Source organism: Rhodococcus sovatensis, from assembly GCF_037327425.1.
Classification (GTDB): Bacteria; Actinomycetota; Actinomycetes; order Mycobacteriales; family Mycobacteriaceae; genus Rhodococcoides; species Rhodococcoides sovatense.
The window spans coordinates 961043-986109 of sequence record NZ_CP147846.1 but is presented as its reverse complement, the minus strand read 5'-3'; the positions used below and the strand labels follow the sequence as shown (position 1 = coordinate 986109).

Sequence of the window (25067 nt, the reverse complement as noted above, 5' to 3'; positions counted from 1 at the left end):
GGTTTCGTCCGGATCGCGTGCCCCTGATGCTTTTCGACAGCCGTCTTGGCGACTGCGCGCATCGTTGTCCGGTTCGAAGAGCTGGCTTGACGTCCCAGACGAGGGGTGGCGGCAACTACTAAGGCAAGGTACAACACGCGCCGAGGTTCGATCCATCAGCCACGACACCTGCACCCTGCGGCGACACCGCTCACTGTCAGCCTCGCGGTTTACCCACACCAAAGCGGAGACAGTTGTTCAGACTCACAACGTAGGCGGCGAATCCGGCGGACGCCGGAATGATCGGCGCCGCAACAGGAACTGACGAACTGACAATCGATACCGCCACTGCACCGAAGACCAACGCAGCTACGGAGGCGAACCGAGTCATCGCCCCGCCACGATGTCCTCGCCCCACATCGTCGAGGAGGGACACGATCGTTCCGGTGACGAACGTCGTGGTCAGCGCACCGGAGGCTTTTGTGCGTCGAGCCACCACCGTCTGCGCCGCCATCGCGAGGGCGGAGAGGCCGATCAAACCGACCACCATGGAGCCACCCGCATCACGGTGCGCCATTGACCAAACAACCACAATCGCTATCTGCGCTGCAGCTCCGACCGCCAAGAGGGTAAGCGATCTGCGCTGCACGGTGGCGGTCGTCGCGCGCGTGAACCACAGGGCTATAGATGCGGAACCGACGAACACCACCAACGCGGTACCTGCCCCCACCAGGACTCGTAAGTAATGCTCCCGTTCGATCAACCCGATCAGGACCAGATTACCGGTCATGTTCGCGGTAAAGATTCCGCCCAACAGGAGGAAAGCGAACGCGTCGGCTGCGCCAGCACCGAACGACAAGAGCACCACAGGCACCCAGATCGCAGGGGGTCTCGTAGGTTCGTCGAAATCAGTTGCCGAAGTGGACATCTCTGTCATATTGGCCGCACCGGTGCACCCCGCGGACGAGTCGAATGACTGCTTCCCCGGACGGAACCGAATTCCCCAGTCGAGTCATCTGACTGGTGACCCAACCAGTTCGGATGCAGATACTCAGCAGGCACGCGCCGATCCGGACCGTGCAAACCCCTCGGCAGGAGCGCTATGGACACCCCGAACCCCGCGACACCGGATATCGCAATTCGTAGTCAAGGTGCTCCAGGGGTGCCTGCGCTGAGTTGCGGACCCGGATCGGACAAGAAGCCGAAGCAGAAGGACGATCACCACCCCTCCGCCGGCTGGGGAGCTGCACGCAGTGTCGGAAAAGTGCTGTTCTCGAGCAAAGAAGTCCTCGCCGGCACCCGCGCGATGCTCACGATGAACCACGAGCAAAGTGGCTTCGACTGCCCGGGCTGCGCCTGGCCGGATGACAGGAACGGGCTGCATCTGGACCTGTGCGAAAACGGCATCAAGCACGTCACCTGGGAGATGACGAGCAAGCGCGTCGACCGTGACTTCTTCGCCCAGCACACCGTCACCGAGCTCGCCGGATGGAGCGATTTCGCACTCGAAGACCAAGGTCGGTTGACCGAACCGATGGTCTACGACCCGGCGACAGACAAATACCTCCCCATCGACTGGGACGACGCGTTCGAGATGGTCGGGACAGCTATGCGCGCCTTACCGGACCCCAACGGGGCCGCCTTCTACACATCCGGCCGACTCAGCAACGAAGCGACCTTTCTCTATCAACTCTGGGCACGCGAGTTCGGGACCAACAACCTGCCCGACTGCTCCAACATGTGTCACGAGGCCAGCGGCCGTGCTCTTCAGGCAGCGCTGGGAACAGGTAAAGGCACCGCCGATATCGACGACTGGAACGAGGCAGAGACCTTGTTCGTAATGGGCGTCAACGCAGCATCGAACGCTCCGCGTATGCTGACTGCTCTCGCCGAGGCACATCGACGCGGCGCACACATCGTGCACGTGAACCCACTCGTGGAAGCAGCGTCACGGCGCACCATCGTTCCGCACGAGTTCGCCGCGATGGCGACCTTCCACGCCACCGAGACGGGCACATTCGACGTGCAACCACGCATCGGCGGCGATCTTGCGCTCCTGCGCGGCATTGCCAAGGTGCTGTTCGAGACCTACCCCACTGATCCCAGCGCCATCGATATGGACTTCGTCGAGCAGAACACCAGCGGATTCGAGGCCTACCGCAACTGCTGCGTGAGTGAGAGTTGGGCCGATATCGTCCATCAGTCCGGTGTCGACGAGGCCACGATTCGAGAGGTCGCCGAAATTTACCGCCGGTCGAACAAATCCATCATCAGCTGGTGCCTCGGACTGACCCAGCAAGAGCATGCAGTCGACACTGTCCGCGAAATCGTCAATCTTCTGCTGCTCAAAGGCAACATAGGCCGACCCGGAACAGGGCCGTCTCCGGTACGTGGGCATAGCAACGTCCAAGGAAACCGTACCTGCGGCATCGACCATCGACCGACACCACAGTTTCTCGACGCCCTTGCCGAGGCATGCCACATCGATCCACCACGGGCACACGGGCTCGACACCGTCGGCACCATCGAGGGCATGCACAAGCAGGCGGTGTCGGTCTTTGTCGGTATGGGAGGAAACTTCGCGCTCGCCACACCGGATCCGGCCTACACCTTCGAAGCGCTGCGCAAGTGCGCACTGACCGTGCAGGTCAGCACCAAGCTCAACCGCAGCCATCTGGTGCACGGGCGAGCCGCCCTGATCTTGCCGTGCATCGGACGCACCGAACGCGACGAACAACGCACCGGACTGCAGAGCGTCAGCGTCGAGGACGCCATGAGCCGCGTGCATTTGTCGAAGGGATCGAAACGGCCACCGTCTCGTCACGTGAAATCCGAACCGGCGATCATCGCCGGTCTCGCCCGCGCGACACTGCCGGGCAGCGACACAGCGTGGGAAGACTACGTCGACAACTACGACCGAATACGCGACGTCATGGCCCGGGTCATATCGGGATTCGAGGACTTCAACCTCAGGGTGCGCGAGCGAAACGGTTTCCGCATCGCCCAGCCCGCACGGGAACTACGCTTCCTCACCCCGTCCGAGCGCGCTGAATTCTCCACTGCAGCATTGGGTGATGTGCTTCCGCCCTCCGGCTACATGATGTTGGGAACCATGCGTTCACACGATCAGTGGAACACCACTGTGTACTCGGACAACGACCGGTACCGCGGGGTAAAGAACCTCAGAACACTGGTGCTCATGAACCGACGGGACTTGGAACGGATGGGCATCCCCGAATTCGGTGCCGTCGACATCACCAGCTTCGCCAAAGATGGCACGACCCGCCAGGTGTACGGCTACACCGCAATTGCATACGACATCCCGGAGGGCAACGCCGCCGGATACATGCCGGAACTCAACGTATTGTGCCCGATCGGCGACTTCAGCGAACAGAGCAATCAGCCGCTTATGAAGCACCTGACGGTGAAGATCGTCGCAGCGAGGAGATAGTCGCTGTATGCCCTCCGTCCAGCTGTGGTGGAAGGCATCGGTGATGCACAACCGGAGCGCGGTCGGTCAGTAGTCGGAAGGGGTTGTCGGTGCCGCCGACGTGCGCGGCGTGCCTTCGACGAAACAGCAGAAAATCACCCCCGCCAACCCTCCTACGATCGTGGCGATCACAATGGTGAACCACAACAGAACCGCTTCTTCGAACACCGTGAGAACGAAGAGCCAGACCATGATCGGCGTTGCGCAGCGAATCCATCGGCGACCCGAGGTAGTCGCCAACCAATGCTGTTCCTCGCCATCGCGGTCGGCGATGGCGCGGTCGCGATCGATCGACTTGCCGGGCGCGGTCCGACCTGAAACACCGACGACGTGCGGCCGTGCGAGGTCAGAGAGCGGAGGAGCAGCTGCACTGCCTCCTACCCGGGCACGGTGACGGTGAGCCACACCCACGCGATGACGCGGCATACCGGTGGCGGCACCGACTTCGCCGGCCGATGCCGCTTCACCTGCCCTGCCGCTACGTATGCGCCGGGCCACACCGGCTCGATTCGGCAGCGTTTGTAGCGACCGGGTCGCAACCTCGTCGCCCATCAAGATCGAGATTGATTCCGGGGCAAGGATTGTGGAACCCGCGTGTACTACAGCTGAGGGGCACACGGTCATCACTCCTGGTCAGTATTCATCGGGACGACATGGTCGGTGGGAGCGTGTGCGGTGAGCAAAGCAGCGGAAGACAGTCCCAGGCTCAGCACTGCGATGAGAAACCCCGCGCCGCCCAACAACACCCACACCGTGATGCTCGCGTGCGCCCATCCCGCGGATAGGGACGTACCAGCCGAATGTGCGACCAGCACAGTGCCTATGACCGCGACACCGAGGGAAGCGCCGATCTGTTTGGCTGTCGAGATCATGCTGGCCGCGACGCCGGCCTCGTCGTTGGGTAGCTCGGAGACTGCTGTGCCGTTGATCGGCGCATTGAGCAGTCCGTACCCGGCTCCGAACGCCAAATACGGCCCGGCGAGCCAGTACAGCGGCGTATCCGCGCCCGCGAGAAGCAGCAGAGCCGCCCCGGACACTAAGGCGATACCCGCGAGTAGAAGCGGAATGCGAGGGCCGCGGGTGCTCGACAACTGCCCCGAAATGGGCGCGGCAAGGATGGTGGCCACGGCCAGGGGCAACGTCAGCAATCCTGCCTGCGATGGGCTCAGATCGCGGACCGTCTGCAAGTACAATGTGTTGGCGAACATCAGGCCGGCGAAGGCGAAGAAGCCGAGAATCGACATCACGAACGCGCTCGAAAATACGTAATGTGTGAACAGCTCGAGTCGTACGAGAGGTTCGCGATGGCGGTGTTCCCACACGATCAAGACCATCAACGACATCAGCGCGAGACCGAAAGCACCGGTGATCGTCGGCGACGTCCATGTGCGCCTTCCACCTTCAATGATGCCGAAGATCAAGGCGGCGAGAAAGGCGATCACCGCTACTTGCCCCACGGGATCAAATCGCTTCGGCAGCAGTGCTTTCGATTCCGGAACTGTCAACAGCGTTCCCACCAGAGCGATGCCTCCGATCGGTACGTTGAGCCAAAAGATGGACTTCCACCCCACGGAGTCGACGAGAAAACCGCCGACCACAGGCCCGGCGGCGATACCGACGCCGCCGGTTGCGGACCACCATCCAATCGCTCGTGCCCGAGCTGCAGGTTCGGTGAAAATGTTGGTCACGATGGCAAGCGCGACTGGTACGAGCATCGACCCGCCGACGGCTTGAACGATTCGAAAACACACCAGCCACTGCTCGCTCGTCCTGTTAACTGCACCAAACCGGGTTAAGCTGCCGGTCTGACGCTACGGGGGTGCGTGGGATGGACGAGTTGAAGCGAGTATTGCGCGAGGGACGAGTCGAGCTGCCGAGGGTAGGCGCGGTGCACGGTGTCGAACCACCGGGCCCGATTCCATACGTCGTCCAGATCGACGGCCTGGAGGTGATTGCCATCTCGGAATACCTACAGAGCCTCACACTGTCGGACGTTCGCCCCTTGACGGTGCGCTCGTATGCCCATGACCTCCTGCGTTGGTGGAGGGTCCTCAGAGTGATCAATGTGCCCTGGGACCGTGCCACGCGAGAGGACGTCGAAGTCATGGTCGGATGGCTGAGATCCGCAGACAACCCTCAACGACACCGCACGACAACCGTCGCCGCACAACCCGGTTCGGTAAACCTCAAAACCGGGAAACCTGTTCTGAAGGCCGGTTATTCACCGTCGACCATCAATCACGCATTGACGGTGATCTACTGCTTCTACGAATACCATCACACTTTCGGACGCGGCCCTGTCGTCAATCCGGTGCCATCGTCCCGGAACCGTCGCCGTCTTGGACAAATCCGGAACATCCCTGTACAGCATCGCCAACGCCGATCACCGCTACGACAACGTCAACCACAGAAAGCGCCTCGTTCGATCCCGGACACGTCGTGGGAGGAGCTGGTCGCGGTTCTCAAGCACGACCGTGACCGGGCTATCTTCGAGTTCGCAGTCTCCTCGGGAGCGCGGGCGGGTGAACTTCTCGGCGTGTGTGGCCGTCACGTCGACTGGGGAGACAGCCGAGTGTGGGTCATCTCGAAGGGCAGCACGACATTGTCTCCCGTCCCCGTCTCACCGCTCGCTTTCCGTCACCTCGCAGCGCATTTCGAGCAGTCACGCGTACCTGGCATGGACGAGCAGGTGTGGGCAACGTTGCGGGGTGACCGTCGACCCTTGACATATTGGGCGTTGCGGCGAGTGTTGCAACGCGCCAACGACGACCTCGGCACCAACTGGAGCTTCCACGACATCCGCCACACCGCAGCTACCCGCATGTCCAGGGATCCAGCATTGTCGCTGGTCGAGGTGCAGACCGTCATGCGTCATCGGCATCTGACGACGACAGAGATGTACTTGCTTCCCCGCATTGAGGACTTGATCGACAAGATGCAGGAACACTACACCCGTCCACAGCTCATGAAGACCTTCGTATCCGGTTACGCAGCCGACGATATCGCGGCGGTGTTCGGTGAGTAGCACGCGCACGGACCGGCCGAGAAAACACCGCGCACGAGACACAGCTACTGCGACGAGATTCAGCAGGCCCGCTATCGTCGCAGCACCGGCGATTCCGCGTCTGCGCCATCGCCGCGGAGATCTCAGCAACGCCCCACTCGCCTCGCTACGCACACTCAGCGCTCAACTGTGGCCAGCACCGGACAGCCGCCGGAGCAACCGCGACCGGGGTCTGTTCCTTCTCACCGAGTATCTGCTCCGGCACCCTGGATCCACATGGCAAGAGCGCTGGGATGCCAGCGAACTCCACATACTGGCGCTGTCCGCTGAAGAACTGACCACGACGGTGGCCACGCGCGCTCAGTTCGGTCAGGCACTGGGCGCAATGTTCGCGCTACGGGTGATTCGACCGACCTTGACCTCGTTCAAGGCCAACATGTTGAAGAAATACACCGAACAATTCGTGATCGCCGAATCCGATCCACAGCTCAACAGCTACATCGATGCTGTACACGGGTCGGACTCGACCGAGACGTTCAAGATGCGCGCTGTTGTCGAGGTGTGCACCGCGCTAACGGTGCAGGGGATTCCGTTCGCGGACCTGACACCCGAAGCATTCCTTCACCATGCCGTGCTGACCCGCGAAGCGACCACGCGCACCGGTTTGCACACGCTGAAATACATCGGGCACCTCGCCTGGCAGGTGCTCCATGCGATCGGCCAGTTCCCACCGAACGCACCCTCGACGCTGCGTGGTGCGCTGCGCTCGCCGCAATTGACCACGACCGAGATGGTCGACCGGCACCAGATCGCTGATCGCGAGGTCCGGCAAATGTTCATCGACTACCTCGACCGGCGAGGTCCCGACCTCAAGTACTCATCCCTCTCGAACACTGCCACGGTTCTGGTCGGCGTGTTCTGGAAGGCCCTTGAAGCCATCCACCCGCAACAACGTGATCTCCGCGTATCCGACGAGCACTACGAGCAGTGGCGCGCCACACTGGATTTCCGCACCGACGGCACTCCTCGGTCCGGCCCGTGGGTGGTCACGATGGCCGTCCAGGCGCTGTATTACGACATTCAGGCCTGGGCCGTCGACGAGCCGCAGCGGTGGGCGCGATGGTCCGCGCCGTGTCCGGTTCCGCGCAGCGATGTGCGAGCACACGCCGCACACAAACGTCGCGTTCAGGAGCAAACCTACGATCAGATCCGCGTCCTGCAACCACTCCTGCCTGTCCTGGTGGAGTACGTCGATCAACGCAACCAGCACTGGCGACGGGTGCTGGAATTGGCCAGCGCCGCAGCTCACAACGAGCAGTTCATGCACGACGGCCATACCTACACCCGAATCATTACACGTGGAGATACACAACTGATCGAGGCCGGCGACCCGCCGGGAGTGCATGCCCGCAGTCCGCGGTTCGGTCGTACCATCGATGTCGCATTGTACGAAGACGCTGCGTTCTGGGTGTGGGCGGTCATCGACACGTTGCGACACAGCGGGATTCGAATCGAAGAATTGACCGAGCTGTCCCATCTGAGCGTCCGGCAATACCAACGCCCCAACGGTGAGGTCGTCGCGCTGCTGGTCATCGCGCCCTCGAAATCCGATCGCGAACGCGTCATCCCTATGTCGGCAGAGCTGTTCCACGTCATCGCGTGCATAATCCGGCGCATCACCAAGAACACACGGTCGGTCCCCCTTGCCACGAGATACGACGACTACGAACGCACCACCGTCGAACCGCAGCCGTTTCTCTTCCAGCGGCGCATCGGGCAACGCTTGGAAGTGATGACCAACGGCGCGATCGGCACCACCATCCGCAAAGTCTGCAAAGACCTCGCTGAGATCGATCCACGCTTCAGCGGCGTCCACTTCCGCCCGCACGATTTCCGTCGCCTGTTCGCCACCGAGCTCGTCAACAACGGGCTCCCCATTCACATCGGTGCCGCACTCCTCGGGCACCTCAATCTCGACACCACGCGCGGATACGTCGCCGTCTTCGAAGAAGACGTCACCCGCCACTACCAAGCTCACCTCCAACGACGACGAGCGTTACGACCGCCCGAGGAGTACGTACCAGTCACCGCCGAGGAATGGACTGAGTTCGAGGCGCACTTCGACAAACGGAAGGTCGAACTGGGCTCCTGCGGGCGGCCATACGCCACACCGTGCAGTCACGAACACGCTTGTATTCGGTGTCCCATGCTTCACGTCGACCCGAAAATGATCATCCGGCTTATCGAAATCGAGACAGATCTCGAATCGCGCCGCGAACGCGCACAGTCCGAAGGGTGGATCGGTGAAATTGAAGGCATCGAACTGACCCTTACGTTCCTGCGCAGCAAGCGTGCCGAGGCCGACCGATTATCCACGCGGACAACTGAATTGGGCCTTCCTGATTTCCGATAGAGCAAGCGCTGACTCCGTTCACAGAGTGGGTTCGACCCCTGGTACTTTCGTACTCCGTCCGAAGTAGACGGTGCTGTTCGGGTCTAGCCTCGATCTTGCATGAGGCCGATGTGTCGGCCTGAGCGGTTCGAGATTGCGGTTTTCGAGCTCGATTGCGGCTTCGGGCATGGTGACTGTGCCGATATCGTTCGGCTGGGCGCTCGGTTCCACTGTCCGAGAGGGGTCTTTCGGGTCGATCGGTCGGTGGGTTCGGTCAGGCGGGTGCGGTCAGTGCCGCCAACCGGTTCAGTGCGGTGACGATCAGGTCGGACCAGGTCGCATTTTTCGACAGTCGCAGGTGGATGCGGCGGGCATGGTGGGCGATGCGTCCGGCGACGGAAAAAATCCGCAACCGTAGCCGTTTCGGCTCCCACCTGCGAGCGTCGTGATCGGTGAAACCGAGCATCTGAGTCCACGCGGTCAGGTCGAGTGCGAGAGCGACGATGGCAAGCCAGATCCGATTCTGATCGAACCCGTGCAACGGAAGATTGCTCAGCCCAGTATCTTTCGCGATACGGATCCGGTCCTCGCAGCGTGCACGGCGACGGTGCCGCAGTTCGAGAACCTGAACTTGACCACGGACTGTGTTCGTGGCGAACGCAGTGAGCCGCAGTCCGTCGGTATCGGTGAAACGCAATTGAGCACCCGGATGCGGGCGCTCCTTCCTGATCACCACACGCATCCCCGGCGGCCATGCCCCGAGGTCGAGGACACCGGTCGCGTCAATCACCCAGGCACCGTCGCGGACCTTCTCATCGGCGTCGACCGCGACCGACCACGCAGTGTCGGGGACCTCGCCCAGTGCGGCGACCATGGCGTCGGTGAGCCCGAACCCGATCGAATACGACACCCGCTGCCGATGCAACCACGACATGAAGACATGGCTGGCTCCCGCTCCATCGGTGCGGACCAGTACCTTCTTGCCGGGGCGGCCGCCGGTGGTGAACGGCAGTTGTGCGAGCGCCGCGCGGGTGACGGCGATGTGGTCGGCGGCGGTGTTCGAGCCGGCGTTGCCGGCGCGCAGCAGTGCTGCGAGGGGCTCGCCCGTCCCTGCCTGCCCGTGATCGACGAAGGCGAGGAGTGGGTGAAAGCCATACCCGCGCTTGTATGTTGGTGCGGCGAGCTGTTTGTCGGAGTGGGCGGTGACGAGGGTGGCGTCGAGGTCGATCACGATCGGGTTGTCTGCGGTGATGCCGTGATCGGGTGCGTCCTTGCCGGCATGTTTCCATGCTGCGGCGCGAGCGGCTGCTCGGGCAGTGTCGATGGCGGTCAGGACTGCAGGGGCATCTGCGGCCAAGGTTGCGATCAGTCTGGAGACGGTTGGGTCGGAGGGTACTTTCCCGAACACGGCGGTGTGTTCGCGCAGGGTCGCGATGTCGGCGAGGCAGTCACCACCGAGCGCCAACGACACGGCGAGGTCGGTGATGATTTTGCCGGGGTCGAACTGCGCCAACGGTTTCCGCCACAACGAAAGCTGCCCGGACAACGCTGCGGTGAGCCCGGTAGCGTCCGCGGTTCGGAGCAGTGTCACCGCTCCGGCGTGCGACACGATGCCGCCTCCGGTGGCATCGACAGACAGGGCGGGGTAGGGCGACGTAGACTTACTCACCGGGATGGTGCCTCTCGAACTGGTCGGGTTTCAACTGTGGTAAGTCGAATTCTCCCAGTTCAAGGCACCATTCCACCATCTTGACACGCCGCCACTAACTACCGGCATGAAAGCCCCAGGCTAGTGTTTCGTCGGGCTTCGTCCTGGATCTCGCTGTATGATTCTCGTGCGGCCTCGTCCGCTTTGAGCGATGGTCAGCAAGGTGGCGAGCACAGCCAGCACGGCTGCGGGGACACCAAGCAGAGTGGGGGCTAGCCACTCCAGCGCCCCGCCTCCGATGAAGCCTCCTGCCGCGACGCCGAGGTAGATCGCGGAGGAGTTCAGTCCGAAAAGTAACGGCGCGGATGCGGGTGCGATCGCAACCAGGCGGTGTTGCTGCACTACCGAGGCCATCCCGTCGGTGGCTCCCCACACAGCGGCCCAGACGGTCACTGTAATCAGGTGGCTGACTGTGAGCGGGCTGATCGCCAGTAGGAGGGTGCCGCCGCCGAGTGCTGCCAGAGCGGCTCCCAGCCCTGAACCCTTATCGGCCCAGAACCCAGCGGCGAAGTTTCCGGCAAGCACGCCGACGCCCCACGCGAGGAGAATCACGGTGAACGCGTTGGTAAACGAGCCCGCGGTGGCTCCTGCCGTGATCGCGCCCAAGTAGGTGTAGACGGTGTAATGCCCAGCCATGATCAGCGCCGTTGCTCCCAATATCGTGAGCACGTTGACCTGACGCAGCGGGGCGAGACGGACAACTAGGCTGACGGCCGGAAGCGACACTCTCGGCAATGAGACCGAGACCCCAACTGCGGCAATAATTCCCAGTCCTGCAACGGCCCACAGGGTGAGCCGCCAATCGACGCTGCCGATCAAGTTGCCGAGAGGCATACCCAACGCAGTCGACAGTGTCAGGCCGCCGATGACGACCGCCATTGCGCGACCGCGACGCTCCGCGGGCGCAATCGCCACCGCCGCACTCGCCGCTGTGGCTGTGATCGTTGCCGCTCCTAGAGCTGTAACGAACCGGGCCATCATCATGATCGGGAAGCTAGAGCTCAACGCGGTCACGATATTGCCGACCACAAATACAGCCAGCGCAAGTTGGAGCGCTTTCCGACGATCGAGTCCACTCAACAGCCAACCCAGCACCGGTGCCGTGACCGCGATCGTCAACGCGAACACGGTCACCAACTGCCCGGCCGCCGCGACAGTGACGTCGAGGTCAGCTGCGATAGCGGGCAGAAGACCAGCGATCACGAACGCGTCGGTCCCGACCGCAAAGGTCGCTACCGCCAGCGGTAGAAGCGATCTGAACAGGCTCGGCGTCGTGGTGGCCATTCGAGTAGACGCCCGGCTCAAGCCGATCCCTCCGGCTCGTGGGAGAGGCTGAACTCCACACCTTGGTCGTCGACGCAGTGGGCGAACGCCCCGGATGGAATCGTCACAGGATCCTCTGCAGTGCCGCCCAGTTCTCGCACCCGCTCGACGGCCGCATGGATGTCGTCGACGGCGAAGAAGATTCGCGGGTGCCGTGACGAATCCTCGTGTGGCGCACCGCCCATTGGGGTGGGCCCGTCGATCATCGAGTAGCCCGGGAAGTTCCCCTTGTTGAACTTCCAACCGAACAGCGAACCCCAGAACCGCTGAGTCGCCTCGATGTCGCTACTGGGTACTTCGAAGTACGTGACGTTGCCAGCCATGGACAGCCTCCTTATGTCAGTGTGTTGACATTGAGCCTATGTCACACTGCTGACATGAATCAAGAGCTAGTCGGTGAATTGGGGCTCTCGGTGGGGTATGTCCTCAAGCAGGTGCATGCTTCGCTGCGCACTGCGATGGATGAGACGCTTCGGCCGCTCGACCTGACCGTCCCGCAGTACGCCTGTTTGGAGCTACTCGGGCAAAACGCCGGGTTGTCCAGTTCCGAGCTGGCCCGTCGCGCTTTCGTGACACGGCAGTCGATGAACCTGGTGCTCCGCCGACTGCAAGAGCGCGGGCTGCTCACCCGACCCGTCGAGGCTCCCCACGGCCGTGCGCTACCGACCGAACTCACCGACGACGGTCAGACAATTCTGCGACGTGCCAGCATCGCCGTACGGGCGGTGGAAAAGCAGCTGTTCGCGCCGTTGACCCCGGAGCGGCAACTACGGCTACGCGAAGATCTCGCAACGTGCATTCCTTCCACAGCACGCGTCATGCCCGTCACTGACGGATAGCGCCGACCGCGCAAACCTCCGACCAATCAACGAGGTTGGACCGGCGAATCGTCCCCATAGGCGGAAACCCTGGGGCTAGATCAAACAGATTTGCTGGGGTTTGACAGGTGCAGAGAAGTCGACATCCCGCACATGGCTGAACCGACGGTGAAGATCACCAGGCCTGTTGCGAACGTGCGTTTGCGTCCGAATCGGTCCGCAATCGAGCCGGAGAACATGAGCAGACTGGCCAACACCAGCAAGTACGCATCGACAGTCCATTGCAAAGTCGACAGCGACGCATCCAGATCCCGAGCGATCGACGGTAGGGCGACGTTGACGATGGTGTTGTCCAGCGACGCGACAAGCACACTGCTGCAGCAAATTGCCAAGGTGGTATATCGCATAACCGGTGATGTGGCCGAGTGCGGGATGGTGGCAGTCATGCGGGTCTTTCGTGTCGGCGGAACGAGCCGCAGCGTGCATCGCCGTGGAGGTGACGAGTCGGACCGAGTATGCCGCGCAGACCGGCGAGCGGCATGCGTCAATTGACGTCCGGGATTGACCCGGCGGTGAAGCTCGAATCTGTTGTGACTCAACCGTTCGAGGTCGTTTGACGCATGCCTGAGCAACCGCTCACCCGAAACATGACAGGGACATGTCGCCACTGAACTGCCGACGCACACAGATGACGCGATCGCGCAGTGGGTGCCTCGTCGATCACTGGAGGAAGGGAAATCGCGATGGCCGTGCGTAAGTGTTCGCGTGGAAGGCGAAACGTTCCCGATCAGGGGTATCGCTGGAACCCCGATGCATGCTCGACTGGCTCGACTACGGGCTCCGGGTGTACCGCAGGTGCCCCATTGTCCGCGAGCGCAGGACCCTTTGCAGGGTATAGCCAGGACGTCGACTGCTCGACACGTCCGGTGGAGATCTTGCACGCGTATGGGCACTTGCGCCGTGCTGCGGCGTTCTCGAACGGGGCGCGGGGGGTGCTACCTCTGCACGTGGCTGGTGCGATCACAGCGGCTGCGACCCACGTCCTCGATGGTGACCTCGACGAACTGTTCACGAGCCAGCGCCGAGACGCACACAGGTGCGAAGGCGGCTCGCTCATGGACCGGTTGATCGCGGATCGCGCCTGCGAGCTGTTGGCCGGTGCAGCAGGCGGAGGCGTCTGCATCGCCGATGTCGCCTCGTTGCAGGAGGGGTCCGCGAGCGCGGCGGCCGCGGCCACGGTGGCCGCCGCGCTCGAGGTCTCGCGCATCCTGTTGCCCACCGCCGCACTACTCGGCAACGCTCTGCGCCAGTACAGCCGACGCCTCGACGGCGAGCCAACTGTCATCGGGACGTGGGATAGCCAAAGGGATCGAGAGTTCGCGGCGCACTGGGCGCAGCAGCTTTCATCGACCGTCGAGACCGCGCGGAAAGCGGTGGACGGACCGTTTACCGTGTCGTTCGGTTGCCCGTCCGATGGTTCGCGCCCGACCCTCGACATGCATGCAGTCAGCAGATATTTGACGGAATCGACCGAGCTGCCCTTCGTTGCCCCCGGCCGCGGCGCGATGAACAACCGGCAGGCAGCATCGACGTTGCGCGAAAGCACTTGCACAACGGCGTCGGTGTTCCATCAGGTGGCGCTGCACGTGCAATCGACGATGAGAGCGCGCGCCGATCGAGAGCCCAGCGTTCGGGGCTTCGCCCGGAACTCGGCGATGTCGAAGGAGTGCGATGCGATAGTGCGCGTGTGCCACGAGGTGCATCTCGAATTGCACCACACATCGTCGACGAGTCGACACCGACCGATTGGCATAGCGCGCGGCGGCACAGAGCTCGTTGCGGCGACCATCGCGCTCAGCGATTCCATCACTGCGATGCGCCGTGGTGTCGTCGAACCGCTCACCCTGGGGCACCACTACCCACACCTTGGGGGCGACACCCTTGTCGGGTGCGCACAGTACGTACACCGGCGACCAGCAGCTGAGCCCAGACGATGAGTGTATGGATGTTCACCGGACCGGGCGTCGGTGCGGTTGGGCACTCGCCCACCGAGTGTCGAGCGTTGGCGACAATGTCGTGGTCGAGCTCGTACCCCCGGGTTTGGACGGCAACCTCACGGCGCTATCTCGCATCTGCCCCACCGTCACCATCGAGGTCGACATCGACGACGCCCGTGACGCGGAGCGGGCAATGAGCATCACGATCAGCAATTTCGGCCGGTTGGATCTTCTCGTCAATGCACCAGGACCAGCTACCGACGCGGCACCTTGCGGGAACGCACTCCTGCACGTCAACCCCTTCGGGATGATCAACATGACACGAGCCGCGGCACCCCTCTTCCGAGCTCAAGGCGAGGGTCACGTATTCAACATGCACCTCGCGTCACGGCGTGAGCACCGTTGCGCAACAATCGATGAGGCCGCAGCGTTGAGCAGTATCTCACTGGGCGACGCCTTGAGATCGCTGTTGGTTCCGTACTCGGGCGGTCTGACGGTAGTGAGGAGCCAACTGCCCGGCAGCTCGCTCGGATCTTGGCGACGAGCCTCGGAGAGCCTCTATCGGGCAGCGTACAGCGCGAGTCCGCCAGCCACCGTGCAGATCCGACCGGATCTCGAGTTCCGCCGCCGCGGGTGCCACAACTCACCTGTCACGCGGCGGGTCATTTGACTCAGGCACTTGCCAGGAAAGTCGGAAAACATTGCGCTACAACCCAATCGATCCTGCCGCGTCACGGCGGCACCTTCCGAAGGAACCCTCATGAAACTTCTACGTCTGGCCGCAATCGCCGGATCTGCTGTCCTGACAGTTGCCGCCAGCCTCGCCCTGGCCGGACCGGCATTCGCCGAGGACAGCACCACCCACGATCTGTACGTACACCTACCGAGGGGAACCCATCTGCCGGTGCCTGCAGGATCGGTTCCACTGGGGGCGTCGGCAGTGCACTATCAACCGTCCGAGTTCGGGCGCGACATCGTTCGGGTCGAGTCGTTTCCAGGCCTCGAATACAGCAGGTTCATCGTGCTGGGGGGCAGCCAGTACATCGCCTACGGGGGACCTTTCGCGACCGAGCTCGAATGCTTCGACCTCGGGGAACTTCTTGTGAAGGAACGTGCGGAGAGAAACTTCCTGTGCCAGTGGCAGCCGAACGGCGTCCAGCTGTTCGTCGAGTAGACACCCGCCGCGAAATCGGCAGTCACACAGCGCTTTCCCCAATACTGTCCGTTCACAGTCCGAAGAGCAGTACTTCATTCGCACTCCGCAGCACGCTGCGGCTGGCGTCGGTCCGCAGCCTGCTGCCACTGCACTGCGGACCGACGCCCGAAAGGCAACCACGAGCAGCATGCACGACTTCATCGATCCGACAGTTCCGCCCAGTGTTGCCGGCTGTGTCGAATGCAACCGGACCGGCAGTTGGTGGGTGCACCTGCGCCGGTGTGCCAAATGCGGTCATGTCGGATGCTGCGATGACTCGCTGCACCGCCACGCCAGCGCCCATGCCAGAGCAACCGGACACCGCGTCATCCAAAGCTTCGAACCCGGCGAAGGATGGTTCTGGGACTACGGAACACGCCAATTCCTCGCCACAGAAGCAGCACTCGAACCACCCCGGAGTCATCCGGTAGATCAATCGGTCCCAGGCCCCGCCGACCGGCTACCAAAAAAGCTGGGCGCATTTGCTCGGCTGACGTTGTAGCACCAGCTATCCGCCCACCAAGCCGGGGTTTCGACCTCGCTGTATAGCCGCCTCGCCCACTTCGTCGGCTGTAGTGACCCCACGCCACCGAAAGGCCAATTTTCATGATGCCGACCCCGGCGCACACCACCGAGCTCGTGCAGGTTTACGGTCGAAGTCAGTGCCGCCGCGCCTTCGAAGTCCGAGACTTTCTCAGCCGCAGCGTCGTCCATTTCTCGTGGACCGCCATCGACAACGATCTTGACTGCATGCGACTTATCGGTGTCCCCATGACAGATGCCGCTCTGCCGATCGTCGAACTTCCCGATGGAACGCGCCTGCACTCCCCTAGCGTTGCCGATATCGCAAACCGGCTGGGATGGGTGAAGCAGCCGAAACTACGCGAATACGACGTCTGCGTCTACGGGGCAGGCCCTGCGGGACTCTCGGCTGCGGTGTACGCGGCATCGGAGGGCCTGAGCGTTGTCGTGCTCGAACGAGAAGCGATAGGAGGCCAAGCCGGCTACAGCAGCCTGATCGAGAACTACCTGGGGTTTCCGGGTGGAATCTCCGGTCGAGAATTGGCCGAGCGCGCCCGTCAGCAAGCCGTGGCGTTCGGCGCGGAACTGCTGCTGATGCGCGACGGGCTACAGGCTCAGTTCACCGGCAACCGCATACGCACCACTCTCAACGACGGAACCACGCTGGTAGCGCGGTCGAATATCTGCGCAACAGGGGTCGAATGGAGGCGTCTGGGTCTAGCTCGTGAAGACGAGTTCATTGGACGCGGCCTGTTCTACGGTGCAGGGACCAGCGAGGCACCCACGTGCGAGGACCTGGAAGTGTTCGTCGTCGGTGGGGGGAATTCCGCCGGCCAAGCGGTCATGAACCTCTCGGCCTACGCCAAGCACGTCACCATGCTGGTCCGCGGACCGAGCCTGTCCGCGACGTTGTCGGCCTACCTCGAACGAAGGGTCACTCAACAGCCCAACGTCACCATTCGCACCTGCAGCAGAGTGACCGCGCTCGACGGCACCGACAGTCTCACCTCCATTCGAATCGACGACGCCCGAACCGGAACGGTCGACTCGGTCGAGACCGAACGCGTGTGGCGCTCCTGAGGTTTGTGTGGGCGCCATTTCTGCTGTTCAGGGTGGGTTGTGTTGTTGGACGCAGTGTTCGGCGAGTTGCCGGTGAGATGAGGGACGCGCACGTGCTGGGCCTCTAGATTTCGGGGTTCCTACACCAACCTCAACCCGGAGGGCCGCTACACGTGCGCGTCAGTACTGCATTTAACCGTCTGCTTCAGATTCCCGGTGCATCGGTATCGGATGTGTCGATCACAGATAGCTCCGTCGAGGTCGTGTTGCGGCGTCGTGCGCGGCGGTCGAAGTGTCCGTGCGGGTACACCACTGCCGCATCGTACGACCAGGCGCCCAGACGGTGGCGGCATCTCGATTTCGGTCGCCACAAGGTGTGGCTGGTCTACTCGATCCACCGAATAGAGTGCCCGACCTGCGGCGTTCGAACCGAGGACGTGCCGTGGGCAAGGCCGAGAGCACGACACACGCGGGACTTCGAAGACACAGTGCTGTGGCTGGTGACGCGTACCGATCGCACCTCGGTCTCGACGTTGATGCGCTGTGCGTGGCGTACGGTCACCTCCATCGTCACGCGGGCGGTCGATGCGTTGATCGATTCGCGTCGGCTCGACAGGCTGTATCGGATCGGTGTCGACGAAATCTGCTATCGGCATCCGCACAAGTACCTCACCATCGTCGGCGATCACGACACCGGCAAGGTCGTGTACATCGCCGAGGGCCGAGGGCGTGAGTCGTTTTCGGAATTTTTCGAGCAACAGTCCGCCCGGGAACGAGGCGCGGTGCAGGTGGTGTCGATGGACGGGTCTCCGGCTTTCCGGGCCGCCGCCGAACATCACGTCCCGCGCGCCCGCCAATGCATGGATCCCTTTCATGTCATGCAGTGGGTCAACCGTGCTCTGGACCGAGTGTTCTCCGATGCGGCGTCGGTTCGTCGTACGTTGACGATGCAGGCGCCCCAATGGCGCAAGGCTCGAACAGCGTTGCGGCTGGGTAAGAATCGGCTGACCAAGACTCACAAGTCGCTGCTGCGAACGGTCATCAATGCCGACACCGAAGTCGGGACTGCGTGGCGTTTGAAGGAACAGTTCCGCGATCTCTACCGCAAGGTCGCGCCCTCCAATGCCGTGCGTTACTTGCGGCGTTGGATCGAGGAAGCGCGGTCCTGCGGGATCATCGCGTTCGTACAACTGGCCCGCATGATCGAGAAGAAAGCGGAGGCGATCTGTGCGGCAATCGAGCTAGGGATCTCGAATGCTCTCATCGAGGGAATCAACTCGAAGATCAGGCTGATCAACGCCCGTGGTTACGGTCATCATTCCGCTGAATCACTCAAGGCGATGATCTACCTGAACCTCGGTGGAATCGAGGTCAAACTCCCCACACAAACGTAAGGAGGGGCACGCGTGTTCGTGTGCATCGGAGGGGAACCCGACAGTGACTGGGCAGCACAGACGCCGGTGGTTCGCGATCACCAGGGTTTCCTGGTCACCGGTCTTGACCTAGAAGAAGAATCCCGTAGAGCTACGTGGCCGCTCAAGCGGGCACCGTACTACCTCGAAACAGCGGTGCCCGGGTTCTTCGCCGCCGGCGACGTGCGCCGCAATTCGGTCAAACGCGTGGCCTCGGCGGTCGGTGAAGGTGCGATGGCGGTGACCTTCGTCCACAGCTATCTGTCGACTGTCGAGTGATCTCGACATCGAAAGCCCTCACCCCGCCATCGCCGTTGTCCGCGGTGCGCGTTCTTCGTCGTAGCGAACCAGAGCGTCCCGGAGGGCCGACCGCTTGGTTATCTGCAATTTGGGAAACACCCGATACAGATGCCCGCTGACGGTACGAGCAGACAAGTACAACTCCCGCCCAATTTCCTTGTTCGTCAACCCGGACGCAGCCATGGACGCAATCCGATGTTCTTGTCCGGTCAGTTCGGCGAAAGGAAAGCCGGTTGCCGAGTCACGCTGTGTAGATCCTGCTGCGCGTAGTTCCTCCTCCGCCCGACGTACCCAGTGCACTGCGCCGAGCCCGTCGAAGAGGGCAACAGCCTGAACCAAATGGCGACGACTGTCGAGGATGCGGTGGTTGCGACGAAGCCACTCCCCATAGGCGAGGGTTACCCGGGGCAGATCGAACGACCACCCCGACTTCCGGATGTCGCCGAGCGCGAGCTCGAACATCGCGTCGTTGCAGTTCTCGGCCAGAATGGCTTCCGCCGCCGTCATGAGCGCCGCGTGGCGCGTCGACCAGAAGTCGGGTCTAGACCGGTGCACCCTGTCGAGGTATGTCCGACCGTCGCCGGGGCGACCCAGCCGCACACAGCATTCGACGAAATCGATCATTCTCAACGGCCCGTACGGATCGCGTAGCCACACCGCTACCGACGACTCGCTGTGTCGTACACGCTCGAAAGCGGCTTCATGACGATTACGTGAGATGAGGTCGATGGTGATCACGGCGTCGTGTACCTCCGCAGACATTCGAGCGGCGGAGTCCGCCGATCCGGCCACGGCAGCAAGATCGCCACGAAGACTGGCTGTCAGCGCACTGAGGGTGTCCCTGTGTCGGCCGAAGAAGCTCGGCATGCCTTCCCTGGTCCGCCGACCGGCCTGTTCGACTGCATATCGGTAGCGTCCTCGGGCGGTTGCGGAAGCCTGGTCTTTCAGCAATGCGATGTCGACGAGTGTGGGACACAGCCTCGTTCGGAGGTCGAACCGTTCGTTCAGCCACCGATAATCCCCAGGATGCCAGGACAAGAAAGGCAGTGCGAGGTGCAAGAGCACTGGTTTCCACGGTTCACCGCCGCGGAGCGACGCGAGTACCGCGCCCCTTAGCGCACGGTCGTCAAGAGCACATATGTGCCCTGTCGAGCCTGCCGGTGACAGCGTTCGGCTGATCAGCGTGTTGACCGGGTCCAACGCGCGGTGGTGGGTCTCGGCCAGCTCCACGACACGCTCGATCGCGTCGACGTCTCCGTCAGTGACGGCGTAAGCAAACGCCGAGGCGAGGAGCTGATTGAGAGAGTCTGGATGCGACGTTGGCGACGCCAACGCTTCGACCGTTCTCAGGACGTCGGCCAGCACCGATCGAACGTCATCTTCGGCGACGAACTGCAGGAAGGCAGTCGTGGCGGCCGTGCTTGCAGTATCGGGTCGTAGAGTACAGCTCCGTTCACGCTGGACGATCGCGTGTGCAAGGGCGACATGTCCTGCGAAGGCAGCTATCGACGCGGCCCGTGCGAGCAGCATCGATGTGCGACTGCCCGCGGTGGCCAGCGCTGCGGCTCGACACAGCACCAGGACCGCGGACCGATAACGTAATGCGGCCACAAGATCCTCGGCGAGGAATTCCAGACGATCCGCCAGGTCGTCGTCGGGCTTTTCCGATGCCAGGGACAGGTGCAGCAGTCTGAGGTGGTGGGGAAGAGATGGATCGTCGGCGAGTTCGCGGTGGCCGGCATGCAGTTCCTCGGGGGTGGCCTCGGCGTGGACGAGCAGGCGTGCGGTGACATCCACCTGCCCGGGCAGATGGCAGTGATGGCCGGTGCCGACGGGGAGTTCATTTTCTTGTATAGCGCCGAGTACATTGCGCGCGAGAACTTCGCGGAGCGCAGTAGTGCGTCCGGCGCGATCGAGGGAGGCGAGTAGCTCTCTTCCGGCGTCCTTCAACGGACCCGTCATAACGGGCCTCGGACTCAGATCGAAGTCGACTCGGTCCGATGGCGCGCGTGAGAGTTCTATGGCGGCCAAGGGGTTACCTTCGGCGCGGATGTAGATGTCGTTCGAGTGCGTCGCTGGTGCGTGAAGTCCTCGCAGGCGTAGCAGCGCGCCGATCTCGCGGTCGTTCAGCGGGTGGAGGGTCTGCAGCGAGAATTCGCGCCATGCTGATGGTGTCGCGTCGTCGGTGGTGGTGGCAATACATCGCAGGTCATGGGTGTGTGCAGCGGCCTTGATGGTCGAAGCGATCCCCTCGCGCACAGCAGGCTCGAGATGGTGAAGATCGTCGATCAAGAGCAGCGGCGGTTTGCCGACAGGCGATCCGTCGCCGTGCAGTCCTGACCTGCATGCGACGTCGATCGCGAGAACGACCGTCTCGGCGCTGCCAGTCGCGCCGCCGCATTGCACTGCGTGCACCTCGTGTTGTTGGCTCCGCGCGCGTTGTCCAATTGCGTTGACCAGTACGGACTTACCTATTCCTCGGCCGCCGGAAATGAGGAGTATTCGGCGGTGACCGGGTACGTCCGAGAGGCACAGGCGGGCCTCTTCGAGTAGCGAGTCGCGCCCGATCAGTGTGCGATCGTCGGGCTCCCATGGCTGCATTGACCGTTCCTTCTTCGCTGCGAGGTGATTGAAGGAACACTAAGTCGGGCCGACCGGAGGCACATCGCATGTTTGCGCCGCTGGCATCGCATGCATGCGATGTTCCACCGGACAAAACAGACAACCGGACACCCCACGTTGAATCGTCTGCATTCGTACGGTTTTCGCATAAGGACCATTACGCCGTGCAGCGTCGCCGGGTGTCGCTGAGGACGTCAGTCCGCCAGCGCCCGAAAGCGCTCCGCTACCTCTCGCCGGGTGTTCGTTCCCCACTTTTCGTAAATGTGCCGAATGTGGGTGACCACGGTGTGGTGTGACAACGCCAAGTCCAGAGCTATTTGTTTGGTGGTCAGCCCCGCCGCAATTCGGCCTGCAACCTGGTGCTCGCGCGCCGTCAGACCGCTCCTGTCGTCAAGTTTCGACTTGAAGCGGGTTCGTACGCCCTGGTGTCGTAGCGTTTGAAGCACCCTGCTCGCGGCGCGCACGGCACCGAGCTCTTCGTAGATGCCGAGTGCCCGGATCAACGCCTCTGTCATCCCCTGTCCTTCGTGCCCGTACCACGATGCCGTCTCCAACAGCTGAGCTTGAACCAACGGGCGACTCACGGGCTGCAACTGCGCGACTGCCCGCATCAACTCGGCAGAGGATCGCTCACGTATACCGTTCGTGGCGGTTGCGACTGCGCGCACAAGGTCGTTTCCCGGGTTCCGGTCGGCACGATCGGCGGCGATGTCGACGATCACGTCGAGGGTCGACGATTTCCCCAACTCGCGGCACACATATGCCAGCGTGATGTCGTCGGCGAAGTCCGCTGGCGAGTTCATCGACGGAATCGGATCCGTCAATGACTCGACCGCTAGTGCAGAACGGTCGTACGCAGTTGCCAGGTCGCCGGCAACGACCGCTTCGATGACGAGACTCCATCGGCCTGTTCTGGTCAGGCCCACACCGTCCGCGAGTTGCTCGACGAGTGGTCGCGCGGTGTCGAGTAGTTCGTTGTCCCCTGTGTACAGCGCGACTCTATGAAGCACAATGCCCGCAGTGGCGTTGGTGAAGTCGCCGAGACCGAGGTCCGCTGCTAAGTCGAGTACAGTTTCGGCTTGCGTGCGTGCGTCGTCGAGTCGGCCGAGATCGAACAGCGTTCGTGCGCGCACCATCATCCAATAGGCCTCGGCGGTGACATTGCTCGCGACGTTCGCCTCTACCAATCCCGCTTCGATGATTCTGAGCGCCTCCCAGCTGTAACCCAGGCTGTTGCGCATGAACGCCAACCACAAACCCTCGGGCAGCCACAGTGCAGGATTTCCCGTCCTGATCACTCGGTCGAGAGCCTGACGTTGCAGCCGATCAGCGGCGTGAAACTGACCCTGATTGAACAACAGGACCGATTCGGTGGCATCTATAGTGGCGAGGGCATATCCGTCTCGATCATCGTCTGCGACGGCCCGCGCCTGTGCAAGGCTTTGCCGTAGCCCCACGGCGTCCGCTTTGTTCGCATAATTCAGCGCACGCACGGCAAGAAGCTTCACTGTCGTCTCGTCCGACACTCCTGGAATATTCAGTGCTGCAGTCGTTTCGTCGATGGCACCGTTGAAATCCGACTCGGTGAGTTGCCGAGCCACTGCTAAGCCGACCCGGGCGCGCGAGTCGGGACTCAGAACTGGCAGCAGTGAATTGATGATGTGCGTGGCGTCGTCCGGTCGACCGGCGGCGAGGACGAACGGAAGTAGTGCGGCTATGCGTTCGGCGTGCACCGCCCGCCCCGCCGCTAGCCGTCCACCGATGATGACCAGATCTGCTGCACCCTGCATGTCCGTGGCAGCCAGCGCATTGGCGGCGTCGAAGAGCAACTTGATGGAATCATCGTCGCCTGCATCGGCGACCGAGGCAATCATGGCAGCGAGAGCACTTACGCCCTCACCGGAGCGTAGACGTTTGTGCAGTACTTCTCGGCCCATGGCCCTGCGCAAACTCGGCGCAAGGCTGTCGGCGGCGGCGGCCTGAATGGTGTCGTGACGGAACGCAAGCGCCGTGCCCGTGTCGACGATGAATTCGAGATTGAGCAGCTCCTGGATCGCCGGTGCCGCGGCTATCGCAGTGTGGCCCAACACCTCGAGTACTCCGTTGATCGAGAACTCGCGCCCGTAGAGACTGGCGACCTGCATAATACGAAGCGCTTCGGGACTGACGTGGGTGAGCCGCTCACGAGCCGAGGTACCGAACCGCGCGGGAACTGTGTCGCCGGCGATGTCGATCGCCCCGCCCGTGGGTGCCAGCAATCCTTCTTCTTCGAGCCCCCCGAGCATCTCGAGGACTAGCAGCGGAAAACCGCCAGCTCTTTCCACCGCATGCTGCAGTCCAGGACCTGCTGAACCGCCGAGTGCATCCTGGGTGATCGATCCCACCGCAGTGCTGCTCAGGGGCGTGAGCTCGAGCGGGTGCGTCAACGAGACGATGTGAGTCAGGAAACGTTGGTGGGCAGCGCTGTATACGCCCGTGCGCGTGGCCAAAAGCCAGTACACGGGAACGCTCTGAAGGTCGCGAATCAGCGCGGTGATGGCACCCAGCGATCCCACGTCGAGCCATTGCAAGTCATCGACAACAACCACGGACGCGGAGGCGCTGGACGCGACTTCGAGGGCATCAGCAATCAGTCTGGTCAGACCATACTGGGGGGCGGCACCACGTAAAATCGTGGCCAGCTCTCCGGCAGAGAGTAACCCTGCACACGTACCGGCATCGATCATCGCTCCGAGTGGCGTCAGATGAGAATCGATCTCCGGCGCGACTACCATTGTCGGAAGGCCGCGCGAGTCCGCAGTCTCGAGTGCGTGCTGCAGCAGGCGGGTCTTACCGATCCCCGGATCACCGACCACCAACGTCACCGAACGCTTTCCCGATAGCGTCTCGTCGATGCCCCGACCGATTGCGGCCGTTTCGCGCGCGCGACCGCGAATGGGCAAGCGAAAGCGTCCAGACGTCGTGCCAGACGACAGGCGTGCCCAACGAGCTCGGTGCTCGTCATCCGGGTCGACAAGTTCTTCCCCGCTGACCCCCGCTGCCCTGTTGATCATCACGCAATGAACCTACTTCCTGCGGGATTTGTTCGAGCATGCTGCGACCACCAGAGGCTGTCGACCTGGGCTCCGACTGCGTCGGACAAGGCAATGTCCCGATCCCGTTGCCATCTCCGAGGGTGCGGCGACGTTGGACTGAGCTTCGACCATTGTTCTCGATCGCGCATCGGTTGAAAGACTCATTTTCGCA

Annotated in this window: 20 protein-coding genes; 11 read left to right on the top strand and 9 right to left on the bottom strand. The window is 62.5% G+C overall.

Annotation, left to right across the window (positions count from 1 at the left end; translation table 11 throughout):
• Nucleotides 1–196: 196 nt before the first annotated feature.
• A complete protein-coding gene (locus WDS16_RS04600) occupies nt 197–907 on the bottom strand; it encodes a YoaK family protein (RefSeq protein WP_338890854.1) in 711 nt (236 codons plus the stop codon).
• Nucleotides 908–1081: 174 nt separating this feature from the next.
• Between WDS16_RS04600 and WDS16_RS04595 the strand changes: the two genes are divergently transcribed.
• Complete coding sequence (locus tag WDS16_RS04595; RefSeq protein ID WP_338890852.1) at nt 1082–3430, top strand: FdhF/YdeP family oxidoreductase; 2349 nt, start codon at nt 1082–1084, stop codon at nt 3428–3430.
• Nucleotides 3431–3496: 66 nt separating this feature from the next.
• Here WDS16_RS04595 and WDS16_RS04590 read toward each other — a convergent pair whose 3' ends face one another.
• Nucleotides 3497–4021: a hypothetical protein gene (locus WDS16_RS04590; protein ID WP_338890850.1), complete on the bottom strand. Its 525-nt coding sequence runs from the start codon at nt 4019–4021 to the stop codon at nt 3497–3499.
• 71 nt (nt 4022–4092) lie between these two features.
• Nucleotides 4093–5223, bottom strand: a complete 1131-nt coding sequence (locus tag WDS16_RS04585) for an MFS transporter (RefSeq protein WP_338893245.1) — start codon at nt 5221–5223, stop codon at nt 4093–4095.
• 74 nt (nt 5224–5297) lie between these two features.
• Between WDS16_RS04585 and WDS16_RS04580 the strand changes: the two genes are divergently transcribed.
• Nucleotides 5298–6494, top strand: coding sequence for a tyrosine-type recombinase/integrase (locus tag WDS16_RS04580; RefSeq protein ID WP_338890848.1), 1197 nt, complete (start codon nt 5298–5300; stop codon nt 6492–6494).
• Nucleotides 6487–8886, top strand: a complete 2400-nt coding sequence (locus tag WDS16_RS04575) for a site-specific integrase (RefSeq protein ID WP_338890846.1) — start codon at nt 6487–6489, stop codon at nt 8884–8886. The genes WDS16_RS04580 and WDS16_RS04575 overlap by 8 nt, the downstream gene beginning before the upstream one ends.
• Before the next feature lie 253 nt (nt 8887–9139).
• Here WDS16_RS04575 and WDS16_RS04570 read toward each other — a convergent pair whose 3' ends face one another.
• From WDS16_RS04570 to WDS16_RS04560, 3 genes are all read right to left on the bottom strand, one after another.
• Nucleotides 9140–10534: an IS1380 family transposase gene (locus tag WDS16_RS04570; protein ID WP_338890844.1), complete on the bottom strand. Its 1395-nt coding sequence runs from the start codon at nt 10532–10534 to the stop codon at nt 9140–9142.
• Between the two features lie 120 nt (nt 10535–10654).
• Complete coding sequence (locus tag WDS16_RS04565) at nt 10655–11857, bottom strand: MFS transporter (RefSeq protein WP_338890842.1); 1203 nt, start codon at nt 11855–11857, stop codon at nt 10655–10657.
• 17 nt (nt 11858–11874) lie between these two features.
• Nucleotides 11875–12219, bottom strand: a complete 345-nt coding sequence (locus WDS16_RS04560; RefSeq protein WP_338890840.1) for a VOC family protein — start codon at nt 12217–12219, stop codon at nt 11875–11877.
• Nucleotides 12220–12273: 54 nt separating this feature from the next.
• On the opposite strand from WDS16_RS04560, the gene WDS16_RS04555 reads away from it, so the two are divergent.
• Nucleotides 12274–12735: a MarR family transcriptional regulator gene (locus WDS16_RS04555; protein ID WP_338890838.1), complete on the top strand. Its 462-nt coding sequence runs from the start codon at nt 12274–12276 to the stop codon at nt 12733–12735.
• Between the two features lie 80 nt (nt 12736–12815).
• On the opposite strand, the gene WDS16_RS04550 is transcribed toward WDS16_RS04555, so the two are convergent.
• The gene (locus tag WDS16_RS04550) at nt 12816–13160 is read right to left on the bottom strand and encodes an MFS transporter (protein ID WP_338890837.1); all 345 of its coding nucleotides are present in this window, start codon (nt 13158–13160) and stop codon (nt 12816–12818) included.
• Nucleotides 13161–13721: 561 nt separating this feature from the next.
• Here WDS16_RS04550 and WDS16_RS04545 point away from each other — a divergent pair.
• The 7 genes from WDS16_RS04545 (at nt 13722) to WDS16_RS04515 (ending at nt 19178) form a co-directional block, all read left to right on the top strand.
• Nucleotides 13722–14711, top strand: a complete 990-nt coding sequence (locus WDS16_RS04545; RefSeq protein ID WP_338890835.1) for a hypothetical protein — start codon at nt 13722–13724, stop codon at nt 14709–14711.
• 4 nt (nt 14712–14715) lie between these two features.
• Entirely contained in the window at nt 14716–15381 is a 666-nt protein-coding gene (locus tag WDS16_RS04540; protein ID WP_338890833.1) for an SDR family oxidoreductase, read from the top strand.
• Between the two features lie 90 nt (nt 15382–15471).
• Nucleotides 15472–15885, top strand: coding sequence for a hypothetical protein (locus WDS16_RS04535; protein WP_338890831.1), 414 nt, complete (start codon nt 15472–15474; stop codon nt 15883–15885).
• Between the two features lie 169 nt (nt 15886–16054).
• The gene (locus tag WDS16_RS04530; RefSeq protein ID WP_338890829.1) at nt 16055–16408 is read left to right on the top strand and encodes a UBP-type zinc finger domain-containing protein; all 354 of its coding nucleotides are present in this window, start codon (nt 16055–16057) and stop codon (nt 16406–16408) included.
• Between the two features lie 269 nt (nt 16409–16677).
• Complete coding sequence (locus tag WDS16_RS04525; RefSeq protein WP_338890827.1) at nt 16678–17508, top strand: NAD(P)/FAD-dependent oxidoreductase; 831 nt, start codon at nt 16678–16680, stop codon at nt 17506–17508.
• Nucleotides 17509–17660: 152 nt separating this feature from the next.
• Nucleotides 17661–18881 carry an ISL3 family transposase gene (locus WDS16_RS04520; protein WP_422395698.1) on the top strand — a complete coding sequence of 407 codons (1221 nt, stop codon included), beginning with the start codon at nt 17661–17663 and terminating at the stop codon, nt 18879–18881.
• Between the two features lie 12 nt (nt 18882–18893).
• Nucleotides 18894–19178: a hypothetical protein gene (locus WDS16_RS04515; RefSeq protein ID WP_338890826.1), complete on the top strand. Its 285-nt coding sequence runs from the start codon at nt 18894–18896 to the stop codon at nt 19176–19178.
• Between the two features lie 18 nt (nt 19179–19196).
• Here WDS16_RS04515 and WDS16_RS04510 read toward each other — a convergent pair whose 3' ends face one another.
• On the bottom strand, nt 19197–21800 hold the full coding sequence (locus WDS16_RS04510; RefSeq protein WP_338890825.1) for a LuxR family transcriptional regulator: 2604 nt from the start codon (nt 21798–21800) through the stop codon (nt 19197–19199).
• Nucleotides 21801–22015: 215 nt separating this feature from the next.
• Complete coding sequence (locus WDS16_RS04505) at nt 22016–24874, bottom strand: AAA family ATPase (protein ID WP_338893244.1); 2859 nt, start codon at nt 24872–24874, stop codon at nt 22016–22018.
• Nucleotides 24875–25067 lie beyond the last annotated feature (193 nt).